Source organism: Eudoraea adriatica DSM 19308 (assembly GCF_000382125.1).
GTDB classification, from domain to species: Bacteria; Bacteroidota; Bacteroidia; order Flavobacteriales; family Flavobacteriaceae; genus Eudoraea; species Eudoraea adriatica.
Genome location: NZ_KB907551.1, coordinates 100,958 through 118,861 on the forward strand (window position 1 = coordinate 100,958; position 17,904 = coordinate 118,861).

General features: G+C 41.7%; 13 protein-coding genes. 10 read left to right on the top strand and 3 right to left on the bottom strand.

The window, feature by feature from the left end; genetic code table 11:
- Window positions 1–6: 6 nt before the first annotated feature.
- A complete protein-coding gene (locus G504_RS0114110; protein WP_019670841.1) occupies window positions 7–1,635 on the top strand; it encodes a S8 family peptidase in 1,629 nt (542 codons plus the stop codon).
- A gap of 17 nt (window positions 1,636–1,652) precedes the next feature.
- On the top strand, window positions 1,653–3,518 hold the full coding sequence (locus G504_RS0114115; protein ID WP_019670842.1) for a M1 family metallopeptidase: 1,866 nt from the start codon (window positions 1,653–1,655) through the stop codon (window positions 3,516–3,518).
- A 48-nt stretch (window positions 3,519–3,566) separates the two neighbouring features.
- Here the strand turns inward: G504_RS0114115 and G504_RS0114120 are convergent, their stop codons facing one another.
- On the bottom strand, window positions 3,567–4,772 hold the full coding sequence (locus tag G504_RS0114120; RefSeq protein ID WP_019670843.1) for a succinylglutamate desuccinylase/aspartoacylase family protein: 1,206 nt from the start codon (window positions 4,770–4,772) through the stop codon (window positions 3,567–3,569).
- Window positions 4,773–4,775: 3 nt separating this feature from the next.
- Complete coding sequence (locus tag G504_RS0114125) at window positions 4,776–6,626, bottom strand: CBS domain-containing protein (protein ID WP_019670844.1); 1,851 nt, start codon at window positions 6,624–6,626, stop codon at window positions 4,776–4,778.
- A 128-nt stretch (window positions 6,627–6,754) separates the two neighbouring features.
- On the opposite strand from G504_RS0114125, the gene rnpA reads away from it, so the two are divergent.
- The 8 genes from rnpA (at window position 6,755) to G504_RS0114165 (ending at window position 16,300) form a co-directional block, all read left to right on the top strand.
- Window positions 6,755–7,144, top strand: a complete 390-nt coding sequence (gene rnpA, locus G504_RS0114130) for a ribonuclease P protein component (RefSeq protein WP_019670845.1) — start codon at window positions 6,755–6,757, stop codon at window positions 7,142–7,144.
- Complete coding sequence (locus G504_RS0114135; RefSeq protein ID WP_019670846.1) at window positions 7,125–8,753, top strand: S41 family peptidase; 1,629 nt, start codon at window positions 7,125–7,127, stop codon at window positions 8,751–8,753. The genes rnpA and G504_RS0114135 overlap by 20 nt, the downstream gene beginning before the upstream one ends.
- A gap of 201 nt (window positions 8,754–8,954) precedes the next feature.
- Window positions 8,955–9,800 (top strand): fumarylacetoacetate hydrolase family protein, encoded by an 846-nt coding sequence (locus G504_RS0114140; protein WP_019670847.1) that lies wholly within the window; start codon window positions 8,955–8,957, stop codon window positions 9,798–9,800.
- A 6-nt stretch (window positions 9,801–9,806) separates the two neighbouring features.
- Window positions 9,807–10,694: an SMP-30/gluconolactonase/LRE family protein gene (locus tag G504_RS0114145; RefSeq protein ID WP_019670848.1), complete on the top strand. Its 888-nt coding sequence runs from the start codon at window positions 9,807–9,809 to the stop codon at window positions 10,692–10,694.
- Window positions 10,691–11,473, top strand: a complete 783-nt coding sequence (locus G504_RS0114150; protein WP_019670849.1) for an SDR family NAD(P)-dependent oxidoreductase — start codon at window positions 10,691–10,693, stop codon at window positions 11,471–11,473. The genes G504_RS0114145 and G504_RS0114150 overlap by 4 nt, the downstream gene beginning before the upstream one ends.
- An 89-nt stretch (window positions 11,474–11,562) precedes the next feature.
- Window positions 11,563–13,206 carry an alpha-glucan family phosphorylase gene (glgP, locus tag G504_RS0114155; RefSeq protein WP_019670850.1) on the top strand — a complete coding sequence of 548 codons (1,644 nt, stop codon included), beginning with the start codon at window positions 11,563–11,565 and terminating at the stop codon, window positions 13,204–13,206.
- A 35-nt stretch (window positions 13,207–13,241) separates the two neighbouring features.
- Window positions 13,242–14,102: a fructosamine kinase family protein gene (locus G504_RS0114160; protein ID WP_019670851.1), complete on the top strand. Its 861-nt coding sequence runs from the start codon at window positions 13,242–13,244 to the stop codon at window positions 14,100–14,102.
- Window positions 14,103–14,185: 83 nt separating this feature from the next.
- A complete protein-coding gene (locus G504_RS0114165) occupies window positions 14,186–16,300 on the top strand; it encodes an outer membrane protein assembly factor BamB family protein (protein WP_019670852.1) in 2,115 nt (704 codons plus the stop codon).
- 1 nt (window position 16,301) lies between these two features.
- Here G504_RS0114165 and G504_RS0114170 read toward each other — a convergent pair whose 3' ends face one another.
- Complete coding sequence (locus G504_RS0114170; RefSeq protein WP_157473407.1) at window positions 16,302–17,861, bottom strand: sulfatase family protein; 1,560 nt, start codon at window positions 17,859–17,861, stop codon at window positions 16,302–16,304.
- Window positions 17,862–17,904 lie beyond the last annotated feature (43 nt).

Sequence of the window (17,904 nt, forward strand, 5' to 3'; positions counted from 1 at the left end):
ATAGATATGACTTTTAAAAATTTAAAATCGGCTTTTTATGGGGGTCTCATTATGGTTTTACTTGCGGGCTGCGGCAGTACGGCCCTGGTATTAACCCCAATTGAAAAAATTGATACCGTTCCGCTCAAGATTGCAGAACTCACAGAAGAAGAGAGCGAATCCTGGGGGCACGCAGATTTAATTTCGGATACAATTCCGGGGATCAGCTTAAATAAAGCTTATGACGAAATTATAAAAAATAAAAAAGGCAAAACTGTTATTGTGGCCGTTCTGGATTCGGGGATTGACCTGGATCATGAAGATCTTGATGATGTACTCTGGACCAATAAAGGTGAGCGTCCCGGAAATGGAATAGACGATGATAAGAATGGTTACATTGATGACATTCACGGCTATAATTTTTTAGGCGAAGCCTATAATGAGCAACTGGAGTATACACGAATCGTTAAGTTTAAGTTGGGTGATGCAGCCATTCAGGAAAAAGCTAAGACGAAGCTGCAGGAAGAAATTTCAACAAACACACAAAACAAACTGCGCTATGAGCAAATTCTAAGTTCCGTAAAGGCGTCAGATGCAGCTGTAAAAGAGCATTTGGGAAAAGATGCGTATTCTAAAGAAGATGTAACGGCTATTCAGACAGAAGATCAGGCCCTTCTTCAACATGTTGCTGTGCTAAAGCAGATGTATAGCATTGATGATACTATCCCGGCTGTTCTGAAACATCTGAACGAAGGTGTTACGTATTTTACAGAACGTTTGGATTACCATTTTAATGTGGATTTTGACGGCAGGAAAATAGTTGGTGACGATCCGTATGATCTCATGGATTTGGGTTATGGTAACGGAAATCCAAAAAACAGGGTAAAGGATGAAAGTCATGGCACCCATGTTGCCGGAATTATTGCGGCCGAACGAGACAACGGGCTCGGCATAAAAGGGGTAGCCAACAATGTGCAAATAATGAGTATCCGCGCGGTGCCAAACGGCGATGAGTACGACAAAGATATTGCCCTTGGCATCCGTTATGCCGTTGACAATGGCGCTCAAATTATCAATGCCAGTTTTGGAAAATCCTTTTCTCTGGATTCTGATTGGGTCTTCGATGCCATAAAATATGCTGCTGCCAATGATGTGCTCATCGTGCATGCAGCAGGAAACGATGGTCTGGATTTAGATAACCCTGAGAATCCAAACTACCCAAATGATCAGATTGATGCTAACAGTAGTGAAATAGCAGATAACGTCATCACAATAGGGGCTCTAAATGGCAAATACGGTTCAGAAATGGTAGCTTCATTTTCAAACTACGGAAAAATGAACGTGGATATATTCGCTCCGGGCGAGAAGATCTATTCAACCATGCCGGAAAACGAATACGAGTTTCAGAATGGTACCTCAATGGCGGCGCCAATGGTATCAGGAATTGCAGCACTTATCAGATCTTATTACCCGAAACTTTCGGCTTCGGATGTAAAGCGTATCCTTATGGATTCCGGACTTAGTTCCAATACTTCCGTTATTTTATCAGGGGATACAGAAAAATCAAAGCCCTTTAATGACGTAACTAAATCGGGAAAAATAGTGAACGCATACAATGCCCTGATAATGGCAAGTAACATGTCTAAAAGTTTATAAATCTTATAATTTACTAAATGTATTTAAAGAGCCTATTGCCTAAATTGATTTTTCTTTTGTCTGCCTTTTTGGTGGGGCTAAATGCCCAAACAAATCATTCGTACTGGCAGCAGCATGCGGATTACAAAATGGAGGTGGATTTTGATGTTGAAAAGTATCAGTATACCGGCACGCAGCGCCTTGTTTATTCAAACAATTCACCAGATGATTTGAGGCGTGTGTATTTTCATATGTACTTCAATGCTTTTCAACCGGGTAGCGAAATGGATATCAGACTGCAAAATATCAAGGATCCTGACAGGAGGATGACTGAAGACGACAAAAGCAGGATTGCCGGTCTTGCGCCTGATGAGATTGGCTATCTGAGGGCTTCTTCCCTGAAACAGGACGGCAAAGATGTTTCTTTCAACCTTGAAGGTACCGTTTTGGAAGTGCAGCTGGCCAATCCAATTCCCTCGGGAGGTAAAAGCACCTTTGAGATGAATTTCAGCGGGCAGGTGCCATTGCAGATAAGGCGTTCTGGCAGAAATAATTCTGAAGGTGTTGCGTTGTCCATGAGCCAATGGTATCCCAAGCTGGCCGAGTATGATTTTGAAGGTTGGCATGCAGACCCCTACATTGGAAGGGAGTTTCATGGGGTTTGGAGCGATTTTGATGTTAAGCTAACCCTGGACAAGAATTATATTGTTGGTGGCAGTGGTTACCTGCAAAACCCGCAGGAAATCGGGCATGGCTATGAAGCTCCGGGCAGCAAAATCAAAAAAGCCGGGGGCAAAACGCTTACCTGGCACTTTAAAGCTCCCAGGGTACACGATTTTATGTGGGCGGCCGACCCGGAATATATTCATGATTCCTTAAAAATGGAAAACGGTCCGACCCTGCATTTCTTTTATAAGAATAACCCGGAAATTCTGGAAAACTGGAAAAAATTGCAGCCCAAGACTGCAGAGGCAATGACCTTTTTCAATGAAAATATTGGGCCATACCCCTATGAGCAGTATTCCGTCATACAAGGTGGAGATGGTGGAATGGAATATGCCATGAGTACGCTCATTACAGGAGAACGAAAATTTGAAAGCCTTGTGGGTGTGACGGTTCACGAATTGGCACACTCCTGGTTTCAGCATGTGTTGGCAACCAATGAATTAAAGCATGCCTGGATGGATGAAGGCTTTACACAATTCATTTCAAGTTTATGTATGAACGAAGTGATGAATCAGCAGAAAGACAATCCATTTGAAAGTTCGTATAACAGCTATATTTCCTTGGCGCAATCCGGAAAGGAACAGCCACAGACTACCCATGCCGACAGATATAATCTCAATGCGGCATATGGTATTTCCGCTTATAACAAAGGTTCTATATTTTTGTCTCAATTGGGTTATGTCATCGGGCAGGATAAGTTGATGGAATCACTCCGGTCCTATTATGCTGATTTTAAATTTAAACATCCAATCCCCAATGATATTAAAAGAACAGCCGAAAAGGTTTCCGGAATACAATTAGACTGGTATCTTACTGATTGGACCGGAACCACAAATACAATTGACTACGGAATTAAAGAAGTACAGGCAGAAGGCAATAAAACCAGGATAGTTCTTGAAAGAATTGGGCTAATGCCAATGCCAATTGATATCCTTCTGGTTTACGAAGATGGAACAAGGGAAACTTTCTATACGCCTTTGCGAATTATGCGAGGCGAAAAAGATAATCCTTATCCAAATATCGGGAGGACAGTTTTGCAAGATTGGCCCTGGGCTTATCCTTCCTTTGAATTTATTATTGATAAACCTGTCAGCTCTGTCAAAGCAGCAGTAATTGACCCTTCTCAGCTAATGGCTGATATTAACCTTGAAAACAATATATGGCAGGCTTCTGAGTAATTGCGGAAGCCTTATCCGTCTTCGAAGAAACTCTATAAAAAGAGTCCATTAATTATTATACCAAAAAGCGTCTTTGTACATTTCATTTTTGGCAGCCCGCTCGCGGTTATACAATATCAGATGTGTTTGGTCAACCATTCTGTTTCTGTAGCCCAACAGGTGGAAAAACGGTTTGCTGAAAAACCTGGCAACCTTTAAATTTACCATGAGTTTTTCCCTTGAGGAATTGGACCAGGAAATACCGGGAAGTGATGCCAGAAAAGAGTCAAATTTGATTCTTCGTAAAAAAGCCGAAAAAGATAAGATCCATTGAGGTATCCGGCGTATAAGAAAAAATCCTTCTTCACCCTGAACCTGATAGAGTGGCATGAACACTATAGTGTCTTTATATGCCGTTATCTTTTCTCCATTATGATTGGCCATGGCAATGCCCTTCGGTAATTTATCAAAGCTGCTGAAGCCCGGAAACATCTTAAAGTTATCAGAGTCCGTAATACGGTGTCTGTGGATTATCTCATAAAATATAGTATTCCCCTTTGCTGCTGCGCTCAGTTCCTTGTGGTGCTTCTTGTAGTCTGGTATTTGTTCTTTATCAATAATACCGGAGTATATCAGGGACAGCCAAATAAATGAAATTGTGTTGGTTACCGCATCTTCCGTAAAGTGCTGCCCGGATTCAAACCCTACGGCAACGTATCCTTTTTCATTGATATAACTTAACATCGGCCCTTCCAGATATTCTTCTATCCCAAGTATTACCGGAACGGGAAATAAGCGGGCGAATTCCCGGTTTATTAAGGCATCATTTATCGTAATAAATGGTAATGTTGGGCTGGAGGTAGTATGAAAATCAATAAAGTAATAAGGAGGAGACTGTGTTTCGAATATTTCTGTAATCAGCTGATGAATCGTAGTAAGTTCATTTTCCTCGACTGAGCGCTCCTTCCGGTTTCTTCGTCCAATAGCATCTATTCCCGAATGTGTCCAGATTCTATTCAGGTCATTATCTAAAAAACGTTTTTTTTCAATCAGTGCGGGGATATTTCCTTTGATTCCGAAAATGGAGCCCCTTATTTTCAGGTCGCTGCCTTTCAATTTCTCAAATACATGCTCAAGAGCTTCAACTCCCGAGGGTTCGTTTCCATGTATTCCCCCAAATAATACTAATGTGGGGCCTTTTTCCTTACCCGAAATCTGGCCTATTATTCTTTCGTTTTTCTTTTTTTCAATGAACTTCGTTTCGATTTTAGCCATGTATCATAAATCGTTGGTCGTAATAATTCCAATTAATTTTTTCCCCTCTACCACGGGCAGGCAATTAATCTTGTTAGCACTCATAAGTTCCTCGGCTTCTTTCAATGGTGTTTCAGAAGTTACGGTAATCAAATCCCTGGTCATTAGTGTGCCTATACTGCTTTTTAGTTTAGCAGGGTTCTCCACATAATTTTTTACATCTGTCCAGGTCAGCAACCCGCTTAGATCAAGATTTTGATCTAAAATAGGGGCATGGTGAATATTTTTCCAAAGCATCATTTTTAAAACTAATTCTGCGCTATCATTTTCCTGTGCAGTCAGAGTTTTCCTGTTCATGCGGTCTTTTACCTTAAGTGCATCTTCGGGGATCAAATATTCATCTCCCCTTGGCAATTGCCAGACATCTACCGTATAGTGTTTTTCCTGCCGTTCATACATGGTGGCTACTAATATCTTAAGGGCGTCCGGTGTTTTATAGCTTTCTTTAAGTTTTCGGAATGATTTAACCATCCACCTGGAACCATTATTTGAACGAATCCTGTTTTCAATGATAGATAAATAATGTTCTGCATCTCTTGGCGCCACACCCATGCTGTAAAGTCCTCTGTAAGCCATTGGCAGAAAATGGTCCAGCAATACTTTGTGACTGCTTAACAGTTTTCCGTCCCAATGAAACTGTGCGGCCATCCCATATCTGGCCGCATTAAAAAAGTTTCCTTTTGCGTCTTTAAAGTTCATTTTTTTATGAATATTTTCAAACGCTTTTGGGCGTCCCATCATCACCCCTACCCATAACATCATATTTGCAATTTCATCATCGGTAGTTGGCCCTGATGGCATATATCTATTCTCAATTCTCACATGCGGTACATTGTCCGTTACGCCATAACAAAGCCTGTTCCATTTATAAATAGTACCATTGTGCAGTGCAAGTGCCCTCAATTTTGGAGTTTGCCCGCTCTTGAGCAATGACATGCTATCTGTCTCAAAGTCTGTTGTTATAAGGCTTCTGAACCTTATTACCGCATCCTTGTAAAAATCGGCTATAGATCCCGAGACCCAGTCATTTCCAAAACCAACTCTGGATTCCTTTTCATTCAGTATGAAGGTACTTGCCCTTGTGTCAACGCTTTGGGTAAATAAAGCAATACGTGTCTCTTCCCATAGTTCCTGGCCCAACAACAAAGGAGAATTTGCGGCTATGGAAAGTATTGGTCCGGCAATTGCCTGTGCCCAATTATAAGTGTCAGCAAAATCATCCGCGTCAATCTGAAGGTGTGACTGGAAACTGGTATTACAGCCCTCATACAGTATGGTATTGTGGTGAAGGTTTACCTCGTCTACCCCTTTTATATGGAGCTCTATATCTTCTTTCCTGATATCTTTGATCGCTTCGTTTAAAACATGGTACCGGTCTAGCGGAGTCATATAAGCCGTTTCCAAATACTTTGTGTCTACGGTAGGCAATATTCCCGTAAGCAGAACCTTGGTCTTGTATTTAGCTGCGCTTGATTTGGCTTTTTCGAGCAATTCATTTAATTGTTTGTGTAGCTCAGAAAAACACAAATCATTTAAAACAAGAGGGTCCAGATTAATCTCCAGGTTATAAAGCGTTAATTCAGAAGTAAAATGCGGGTCATTGATGTCTTTGAGGACTTTATCTGCTTTATTTGTAGGCTCCCAGTTTTCTTCGACAAGACAGAATTCCTGTTCCGCCCCAATGCGCACAGGCCTTTTTTTAAACATTCCGTTTTCAAGCATAAACTCAAGTGCTTCAATATCAGTAAGCAATTGATCAATATATCCGACTTTGTCTTCGTTCCTGGTGAGCTTTTTTACATTAAGTTCCCCCATAATCAATGGTGTTTAGGTGTATAGCCTTGAAATATAATTCAATGCAAGATAAAATCCTAACCCAGGGATAAATATGATATTTGTCATAGCCACGGGACGTAGTTTTTATTGTTTAATTTAGCGGCGTTATGTCTTCAAAATTTCCAAAAAAAGAAAGGTTAAAACGTGAGATTCTCATTAGGAGGCTTTTTGAAGAAGGCAAATCTATTACAAGCTATCCATTGAAGCTCATATATTTGCCTGTGCATAGCCCTGCTGAGGTTAAAATTCAATGTGGCGTTGCTGTATCCAGTAGAAATTTTAAAAGTGCCGTTAAACGAAATCGCATAAAGCGGCTTTTGCGGGAAAACTACAGGTTAAATAAAGAAAAAAATTTTAACAACATCGAGGGAAGCTTTGCGTTTCTATTTTTATACCTTGGAAAGGAAATGCCCCGATACGAGGATGTAGAAAGGCATATGAAGGTAATTCTAAAACAATTTTTAATTAAAATATCTAATGAAGACCCTGTTAAGTAAAAAAGTACTGCTCCCGGCATTGGCGGTGGTGATGCTGGTAGTTGGAAGCAGTTTTAAAAGTGATTTTTTTGAAATTGCCAAGCAGATAGAAATTTTTACTACCCTGTTCAAAGAACTGAATATGAATTATGTAGATGAGACCAATCCTGCAGAACTTATGGATACCGCCATAAAAAATATGCTGGATGATCTTGACCCATATACCAAGTTTCTGAATGAGCAGGATGTTGAGGCATATAAAATAAATAACGCCGGTGAATATTCCGGTATCGGTTCTGTGGTTCGTTCTTATGACAGCAAACTTGTTATCATAGAGCCCTATAAAGGCTATCCGGCAGATAAGGCGGGCTTAAAAGCCGGTGATGAAATTATTAAAATTGGGGATATCTCTATCGCTGATTTTAAAGATGATGCCAGCGAATTATTAAAAGGCGCCAACAACACTTCTGTTGAAGTAACCTACAAAAGGCAAGGTAAAACCAATACAACTGTAATTGAAAGGGAAGCCATAGAAGTTGATGCGGTTCCATTTTACAGCATGGTGGATGAAAATACCGGTTATATAGTACTTTCCAGGTTTAATGCAAAGGCCTCTTCCCAAACCAGGGACGCGCTTCGGGATTTGAAAGGAAAAGGGGCGCAAAAAATTATTTTAGACCTGAGGAGCAATCCCGGGGGGCTCTTATCTGAGGCAATTAATGTTACAAATCTATTTGTGCCCAAGGGCGAATTGATTGTAACTACTAAATCCAAAGTAAAAAAGTTCAACCGTGAGTACAAAACAAATAACCAACCGGTGGATGAAGACATCCCGCTTGTCGTCCTGGTAAATGGCGGAAGTGCCTCGGCCAGTGAAATTGTTTCGGGAAGCCTGCAGGATTTGGATCGTGCCGTAATAATTGGAGCTCGAAGTTTTGGCAAGGGACTGGTTCAAAGGCCTTTGCGACTTACTTATGGAACCCAGTTAAAAGTTACCATATCCAGATATTATACGCCTTCAGGACGCTGTATTCAATCCTTGGATTATTGGAACAGAGATGAAGAGGGCAAGGCTGTAAAAACGACAAGGTTTAATGAATTTAAGACAAGAAACGGCAGAAAAGTTGAAGATGGCGGCGGGGTTATGCCGGATATTGAGATTGCAGCCTTAAAAACCAACGCCCTTACCAGGGCGCTTTTAACCAATAATGTTGTTTTTGATTTCGCCACCAGCTATTACTATCAAAATAGTGCCGGCAGTATTGAGGACTTTAGCTTTGGCAGGTCGGATTTTGAAGATTTTAAAAAATACGTGTCTCAAAGCAATTTTAATTTCGAAACCGGCACAGAAAAGGCTTTAAAAGAAGCAATTACAGGTGATGACAAGGCCATCTATGGTGCAGACATCCTGGATAGTTATAAAACCCTGCTGGCAGAAATTAATGCCCGCAAACTCAATGCCCTTGAGACATATCAAAAGGAAATTCAGATCAATCTGCAGGATGAAATTATTAAGCGTTATTTCTACCGCGAAGGCCTTTATCAGTACTATCTAAAGAATGATGAAGCTATATTGACTGCTGCCGGTTTAATGGAAGACAATGCAAAGTACCGGTCTATCTTAAATTAGGAGGGTTACCACTTTTATTGTTTACTTGTTTTGGATGGATACATTCTAGAAAAGAAAAGTAATTCGCCTGTACTGGTCTTATTTACTATATTTATAAAAGCGTAAAAGGACGTTTGGCTGGTTTCCGAATTATGTCCTGATCGCCTCAGGAAGTACCACTAAATTAATTGATAATTGACCGCAATTTAAATTCAGCCAACTATGAAACTAATACGCTTTGGTGAAAAAGACAATGAAAAACCCGGTGTCCTTTATCAGGGTAAAAGATTAGACTGCTCAGAAGAATTCCGGGATTGGGATCGGGATTTTTTTCAAAATAACGGATTAAAAAGACTTGAGAAATACCTCGAATCCAATGCTGCCCAATTAAAGGAAGTTTCGGGTTCTACAAGGCATGCTGCGTGTATTGGCAGGCCGGGAATGATCATGTGTATTGGCCTGAACTATTCAGAACATGCTGCAGAATCTAATATGGAAATTCCTGAAGAGCCTATAATTTTTGGAAAAGCAACCAATACCCTGAGTGGGCCTTATGATGAGGTGCCTATTCCTAAAAATTCTACCAAAACAGATTATGAAGTAGAGCTCGGGGTGGTTCTGAATAAAGATGTGCTTTACCTTAAAAATGAGGCAGAAGCTGCAGAAGCCATTGCGGGATACTGCGTTATAAATGATTTGTCTGAGCGGACTTTTCAACTGGAAAAAGGCGGGCAGTGGATAAAAGGAAAATCATGCCCGGGGTTTAGCCCCGTCGGCCCTTTCCTGGCAACCCCTGATGAATTAGGGGATCTCAATGATCTTAAAATGACGCTGTCTGTAAACGGGGAATTAAGGCAAAATGGCAGTACTTCTTTCATGATTTTCAGACCTGCTTTTATTGTCTATTACCTGTCGCAATTTATGCTTCTTGAGGCGGGCGATTTAATTTCAACCGGCACCCCTGCCGGGGTCGGCATAGGCCTGAATCCGCCTTCTTACCTTGCTAAAGGAGATTTGGTTGAATTAAGCATTGAAGGGCTCGGAACGCAAAAACAAAAAATGATTTAAATCTGTATGAGGGTGCGGAAAGCCAAGCTCGTTTATGATGCAAAAGCAACTCTTGGAGAAGGCCCTTTTTGGGATCACGAGTCCGGGCAATTATTTTGGGTTGATATAGAAGCCGGGGTGCTTCATTGTCACTATGATAAAACCAAAGAGAATTCCAAATGGTACATGGAAGAGATGGTCGGAGCTGTGCTTCCCTCCGGAAAGGAGACATTGATCCTGGCATTGGAAAGCGGTATTGCCGCTTTTAATTATAAAACAAAGGAACTCAGGCGCCTCCCCGTTCTGGAAAATTCTGATCCCGATTTGAGGTTTAACGACGGTAAATGTGATCCCAATGGCAACCTTTGGATAGGCACTATGCACAAAAACCTAAAGCCCGGATATGGGAACCTTTTTAAAGTAGACCATGAATTACGGGAGACACTTCAAATTAAAAACACAAGCATCTCAAATGGGATGGCCTGGTCTCCGGATAAGACTAAATTTTATTATATTGATACAGCGGTTTATGAGGTTTGGCAATATGATTTTGACGTTGTTAAGGCAGAAATTTCAAATAGAAAACCAGTCTTCAAAATCCCCGGGGCCTATGGCGGTGCGGATGGTATGACAATAGATCGGGAAGGAATGCTGTGGATTGCTCATTGGGGAGGCGGATGTGTGAGGAGATGGAACCCGGATACAGCTGAGGTTCTGGAAAAAATTGAAGTTGAAGCGCCGCATGTTACTTCCTGCTGTTTTGGAGGGAAGGACCTTAAAACATTATATATAACAACCGCGCGGAGCGGCATGTCGGAAGATAGCCTTGGGTTATATCCTTACAGTGGAGGTCTTTTTTGTTATAAAACCGGGATTGGAGGTTTTAAGGTAAATAGTTTTAAGGGCAATCTATGATCTACGATGGAATAAAGGATAAGGTAGCAATTATTACAGGAGCCGGAATGGGCATAGGATATGCCATAGCCGAATTGTTGCTCGAAAATGGGGCGCGTCTAGTTTTGAATGACGTTGATGAAAAAATGGCGGAAGAAGCATTGGTGCGTTTGGAAAAAAAATTTCCCGATAAATGTTCTGTGTTTATTGGGGATGCTGCGGACATTGAGGTTATAGAAAAACTGGTACTGTTTACCTTAACGCAGTATAAGGGAATAGATTTTGTGATCCCCAATGCCGGGATTACGTTATTTGGTGATTTCTTCAGGTTTAAACCCGAGGAATTCGATAAGGTAATTGGGCTTAACTTAAAAGGGGCTTTCTTTCTGGTGCAAAAAACCGGTGAAATTATGAAAACACAAGGTCGTGGAGGTCGTGTTGTTTTAATGTCTTCCATAACGGGGATCAAAGGATATCCCGATTTGACTGCCTATTCCATGACCAAAGCTGCGCTTCAAATGATGGCCAAAAGCCTGGTGCTGGCACTTGCGCCTTATCAAATAACCGTAAATGCCATTGCTCCCGGGGCAACCCTTACAGAGCGCACGAAGGAAGAAGAGCCAGACTATGCAGGAACCTGGGGAAAGCTAATCCCCTCGGGCGTTGTTGGTAAACCAATTGACATGGCAGAAACCTGTCTTTTTTTGCTTTCTGACGGGGCTGCGCATATCAATGGCCAAACCCTGGTGGTAGATGGCGGGTGGACTGCTATTGGCCGTTACCCTAAAGACCTGGAATAGTTACTGCCTCCATTTTAAAAAAAAGATGCTTTCACTCCCGATTCCTAACTATTATTTTAAATTAGTGGCTTCTTAAAAAACACCTTTTCATGGCAAGTAAATACAATACATGGTATCACCCCTATAAAGCAGATACAAAATACCAAAAGAGATCAGCCTATTTCAGCATGGAATTTGGGATTCATCAGGCCCTTAAAATTTATTCCGGGGGCCTGGGGTTTCTTGCAGGTTCCCATATGATTTCTGCAAAGGAATTAAAGCAAAATATGATCGGCATAGGAATGCTGTGGAAATATGGATACTATGATCAGGGCCGAAACACGGACCAGACCCTGCAAACCCATTTTATTGAAAAACATTACAGTTTTCTCGAAGATTCCGGAATCCAGGTAGAGGTAAAAATTCATGATAACCCAGCTGTTAAAGTGCGGGCCTATGTTTTAAAACCAGAAATTTTTGGGTCTGTGCCTATCTATCTGCTTACCACAGATGTTCCCGGAAATGATCATTTATCAAAGACAATTACCGACCATTTATATGATAATAATACACTAACGCGTATCTCGCAAAACATTGTTCTTGGCATTGGCGGGGCAAAGGTAGTTCAGGAATTGGGAGGGGCAGACATATATCATTTAAACGAAGGACATGCGCTGCCGGCCTTTTATTACCTGCGCAGTTTGGGAATTACCAGAAATCAAATGTTTTTTACTACGCATACCCCTGAAAAAGCGGGTAATATGGAGCGAAACGGGCAGCTGTTGAATAGCTGTGGCTTTTTTGGGAGAACACTTACCGAGGAGGAGTTAAATAAAGAAGTGGTCAATGATGATATGCTAAATTATACGGTAGCCGCTCTTAGAATGGCCAAAAAGGCAAATGCTGTTTCCAAACTTCACGCAGTAGTGGCTAATAGTATGTGGAATAGTTTTTCCGGAACAACTAAAATCATCCCTATTACGAATTCGCAAAACCAGGGTTTTTGGCAGGATAGTACCCTTGCAAGGGCATGGAAAAGCCTGAATGCCAAAGCGTTTAAAAGGCGGAAACTCGAATTAAAATCCCAGCTTTTCGATGTGGTGTTAGATCAGACCGGGAAACTTTTTGACCCCAATGTCCTTACCATTGTATGGGCAAGAAGATTTGCTCAGTATAAAAGGGCGGACCTTTTATTATATGATATTGAACGTTTTGAAAAACTTGCTTCCTCTTCAAAATACCCGATTCAGATTATTTGGGCAGGAAAACCTTATCCTACGGATTATTATTCCATAGACATGTTTAATCACCTGGTTAACTTTACCAAATACAGAGCTAATATGGCGGTGCTGATCGGATATGAAATGGAGCTTTCCAGAAAACTAAAAACAGGTTCGGATGTTTGGTTGAATACACCCAGAATTACCAGGGAAGCATCTGGTACCAGTGGGATGACCGCCGCCATGAATGGCTCTGTAAACTTAACGATTAACGATGGGTGGATTCCTGAATTCGCAAAAAATGGCAAGAATTCATTTGTTCTTCCGGAAGCCGATTTTAAATCCCCGGCATGGGAACAGGATAAATTCGACAGTGATAATCTTTACGATGCCCTGGAACAGCAGGTTCTTCCTGTGTTTTATGAAAATCCTGAGAAATGGCAGGAAATGGTCTTTAAGGCAATTGATGGCGTAGTGCCCGCCTTTACAAGCCGAAGAATGGCCGATGAATATTATAGTAAACTCTATAAATAATAATGCTTATATATGCGCCTTATTAATTCATAAAAATGAAAGCAGGGGCTAAAGACGCCATTGGCACTATCCTTGGAACTAAAATAAAAAATGTTACGCCTGTTTTCGGAGGTGATATTTCCAAAGCCTATTTGCTCCATACAACGTCCGATACCATTTTTTGCAAACTAAATAGCGCTCCAACTGCAAAAGCCATGTTCGTTGCAGAAGCAGAAGGACTGGAGGCTATTGCCGCTACAAAAACCATAAAAACCCCCGCTATTTACACGGTTAAGGATTTAGAAGCAGGCGCTTGTTTATTAATGGAATATGTGCCCCCTAAGCGTCCTGGAACTAATGAATTAGAAGTGTTTGGGGCTCAATTGGCCGGCATGCATCAGATAAGTGCCGATTATTTTGGGTGGGGGAAATCAAATTTTATAGGCAATTTGTCACAATCCAACCAAAAACACGACAGTTGGATTTCGTTCTATATTGAGGAAAGATTAAGCCCTCAAATTCAGGCGGCTGTAAATCAAAAATTATTAACCAAAGATGATGTTCCCGGAATTGACAGGCTTCAAAATGTCATGAATTCCTATTGCCCGGATATTAAACCTTCTTTGTTGCATGGCGATTTATGGAATGGTAATTTTATTGTCAATGAATCCGGCGTTCCGTACCTCATAGATCCGGCTGTGTATTTTGGAGATAGTGAAATAGATTTGTCTATGTCGAAACTATTTGGCGGTTTCGGGGCTCCCTTCTACAATGCATATTATGAGATTAATCCTTCCCGTCAGGGAGAAGCTAACCGAATGGCTATATATCAACTATATTATTTGCTGGTGCACCTCAACCTGTTTGGAAAGACTTACTACGGATCGGTGAAAGAAATATTACATACGCATTTTTGAGAGGTTTGCATTTGGTTAGTACCAAAGAATCTGGCTATTATTAGATTCTTTTGATACTTTTAGCAATCATAAATTTTAAAACAATGATTTTCAGGAATTCCCGGTTCTGTTGTATTCTCTTCGTAATTTCCGCCTTAGTAGCCGGTTGTAAATATTCGGAAGGGCCAAAAAAGGAGAAAACAAAATATACTACCTGGTCTTCTTATTTAGGAGGCCCCGATAGAAATCATTATTCCGTACTTTCCCAAATTACAAAAGAAAATGCAGGTAGTCTTAAAGTTGCCTGGCAATACGAGGCGCCGGATTATGGACAGATGCAAATGAACCCTATAGTTGTAGACACCATTTTATATGGGGTTACCGCCGCTCTCAGGGTGGTTGCTCTGCATGCCGGGACAGGAAAAGAAATCTGGCGGTATGGTGACTCTTTGCAGATATGGCATTCTACCAGCCGCGGTGTTTCCTATTGGGAGCAAGGGGAAGATAAGCGCATTCTTTTTACAAAAGGGCCTGAATTATTTGCTCTGAACGCTATAACCGGAGAACCTGTCATGGATTTTGGCGTAAATGGAAAAGTTGACCTGCATGTTGGAATGCCGGAGACAGCAAAAGATAAATTTGTAATATCCAATACCCCGGGGACTATATTTGAGGACCTTATAGTTATGCCGCTGAGGGTTTCTGAAAGTGCAGGGGCAGCGCCTGGAAATATTATGGCTTTTAACGTTATAACGGGCAAGCTCGAATGGGTGTTCCATACTATTCCTGAGTCCGGAGCGGAAGGTGCTGACACCTGGGAGGAGAAAAACGAGTTGGTGGGGGCCGCAAATAATTGGGCCGGGATGGCGGTTGATGAAGACCGTGGTATTATATACGTTCCCACGGGTTCTGCAGCTCCTGATTTTTACGGCGGCATACGAAAAGGGAGTAATTTATTTGCAAATTGCCTGTTGGCCCTGGAAGCTGAAACAGGACGGCGATTATGGCATTTTCAATTCACACATCATGACATTTGGGATAGGGACCCTCCCGCACCTCCAAATTTAATTACCATTACAAGGAATGGCAAAAAAATACCGGCAGTGGCTCAGGTAACAAAGCAAGGATATGTATATGTATTTCACAGAGAAACCGGGGAGCCTTTGTTTGACATTAAAGAAGTTCCTGTGCCTGCCTCGGGCCTTAAAGGGGAGAAGGCATGGGAAACACAGCCTTTTCCCGTTAAACCTAAGCCTTTTGCCCGCCAGTCCTCAGAATTGACAGAAAATGATATTAGTCCTTATGCGGAAAACAAAGAAGAGCTAAAAGCGATGTTAACTGCTGCCGACAAGCGTATTTATGCCCCTCCGGGCCTCGATCCGGTTTTGCTTTTACCAGGATATGATGGTGCGGCTGAATGGGGTGGTGCGGCGGCTGATCCCGAAGACGGTATTCTGTATGTTAATTCCAACGAGATGGCCTGGATAATGCAGATGGAAGAAAATAATGCAGGCCAAAAGGGCGCCTCCTACGGAGAAAGTGTTTATAAAAAGTACTGCGCAGTTTGCCATCAGAATAACAGGAGAGGAGTAGTTGCCAGCGGATTTCCCTCCCTGATAAATATTGGCGATAAATTAAGCGAAGAAGAATTGCTAAATCAAATTAAGCGGGGAAAAGGCATGATGACGGGGTTTCCGCAGTTAACAACATCCGAGCAGGAAGGCCTTATCAGTTTCCTTTTGGATGAGGAAGCTAAAAAAGAGGTGGGTTCCGGCCTTCCCGAATCGGAAGACATTCCCTATAAGCATATGGGCTATAACAAATTTTTGGCAAGCGATGGCCTTCCGGCCATTTCACCGCCCTGGGGTACACTCCATGCTATTGATCTAAATTCAGGCGACTATATTTGGTCTGTTCCTTTCGGAGAAACTCCACATTTGAAGGAACAGGGATATCCGGGAACCGGAACAGAAAATTATGGAGGGGCCGTTGTAACAGAAAATGGCCTGCTGTTTATAGGCGCCACCAAAGATGGTTACTTCAGGGTGTTCGATAAGCATACTGGAAAAATATTATGGGAATATGAGTTGCCCGCTGCTGCTTTTGCGACGCCGGCTATGTATCAGGTAAATGGTAAACAGTACATTGCTATAGCCTGCGGTGGTGAAAAATTAGGAACAGAGAAAGGGAATCAGATTGTGGCGTTTTCACTCGATTAACTTATTCATTTTCAGGTATATAACACCCTGATTTTTCAAAATCTGACCCGTTATTTAAAAGCATCGAATAATTTTTAATCTCTTCATCCAGATTAAAGTTTTGTCTCTGATAATCCGGAGTGTACAATACTTCATCCCAATAAGTGGTCTTGGGCTGTGTAGCTCTGAGGTCTCCCGTAGTATTCATCCAATTCGTCAGCTCCGTGCGCAAGGAGTCCTTTAGACGGCCATACTTTTTGTTAGCGGCCACATTTTTTACATTATAGGGGTCGTTAGCCAAAATATACAATTCTTCCTCCGGGCGCTTGTCAAAAGCAAGTTTATGCAGCTGTTGACCCTCGGGGTCATCCCTGTTGGCCAGGATCAAAAACTTGGAAATGGAATTATCTACATCGCCATACTGTCCCACAGACTGATGAACCAAAGAATCCCCGGCTGGCCATCTTTCATGCTCAAAATTCCTGATGTATAAGTATTCCCCGGTCCTTATAGCCCTGGAAGGGTAGCTTAAGTTTCCTTTGCGGACATTAGCATGGCGTTCTCTTTCTAAAAAAACATGGTTTCGCTCATTGCTGTCGTTCATTTTGCTGTTATTCAAAAGGCTTATAAGACTTTTTCCTTCAAATTCATCCGGTACAGATATCCCCGCAGCTTCTAAAAATGTTGGTCCAAAATCAACAAAGTTTACAAAGTCGTTTATTGTCGAATTTTGTTTAATGTGGGATGTCCAGTAAATAGCAAGAGGCATGCGGGTGCCATAATCATATAAATTTGCTTTGGCTCTTGGAAATGGCATGCCATTATCGCTTGTCATTACAAGTATGGTGTTCTCCAATAAACCCCGGGTTCTTAATATGCGCATGATATTGCCATATTCGCGATCAAAACGTTCAACCTCAAAATAATAATCCAGCATATCATTGCGTACACATGGGGTGTCCGGTAAAAAAGCGGGCACCTCTACCGAAGCCGGATCCATTCCTGTTTTAATTCCTGTATTGGTTTCATAATCCCGATGTGGGTCTATGCTCCCAAACCAGTAAAAAAAAGGTTGTCCCTGATCTCTTGAGTCCAGAAATGTTCTGAAATCGGGGTAATCCTTGCCTGCTGGATTATTGGTGTATCCACCCGCCTCATAATCTCCGGGGCCCCATCCTTTTCTGCTTTTGCCTGTATGGTAGCCATTGGATTCTAAAATAGATACCCAATTTGGAAATTTTTTTGGGAAAACAGACCATAGGTTACCTGCGCTTTCCAACTGGTGTGGATATCGGCTGGTTAGAATGCTTGCTCTTGAAGGCGAACAGGAAGGTGAGGCGCAAAATGCATTATTAAAAAGGGCTCCTTCTTTAGCGAGGAAATCAAATGTCGGCGTTCTAACGGTTTCATCTCCATAAACCCCTGCATGAGGATAAGACCAGTCGTCTGCTATAAAAAAAACAATATTTGGGGGAGGCTGTTCGGGATGAGTAGGGTTTGAAGTGGTATTTCGGTCTGTACAGGCACCTAAAAAGATCAAAAATATGATTGCGGATAATCTATAGATATAATTTTCAGTCATGCCCTGGTAAGGTTTCCTTTTTATATTTATTAAGTGTCTTGTA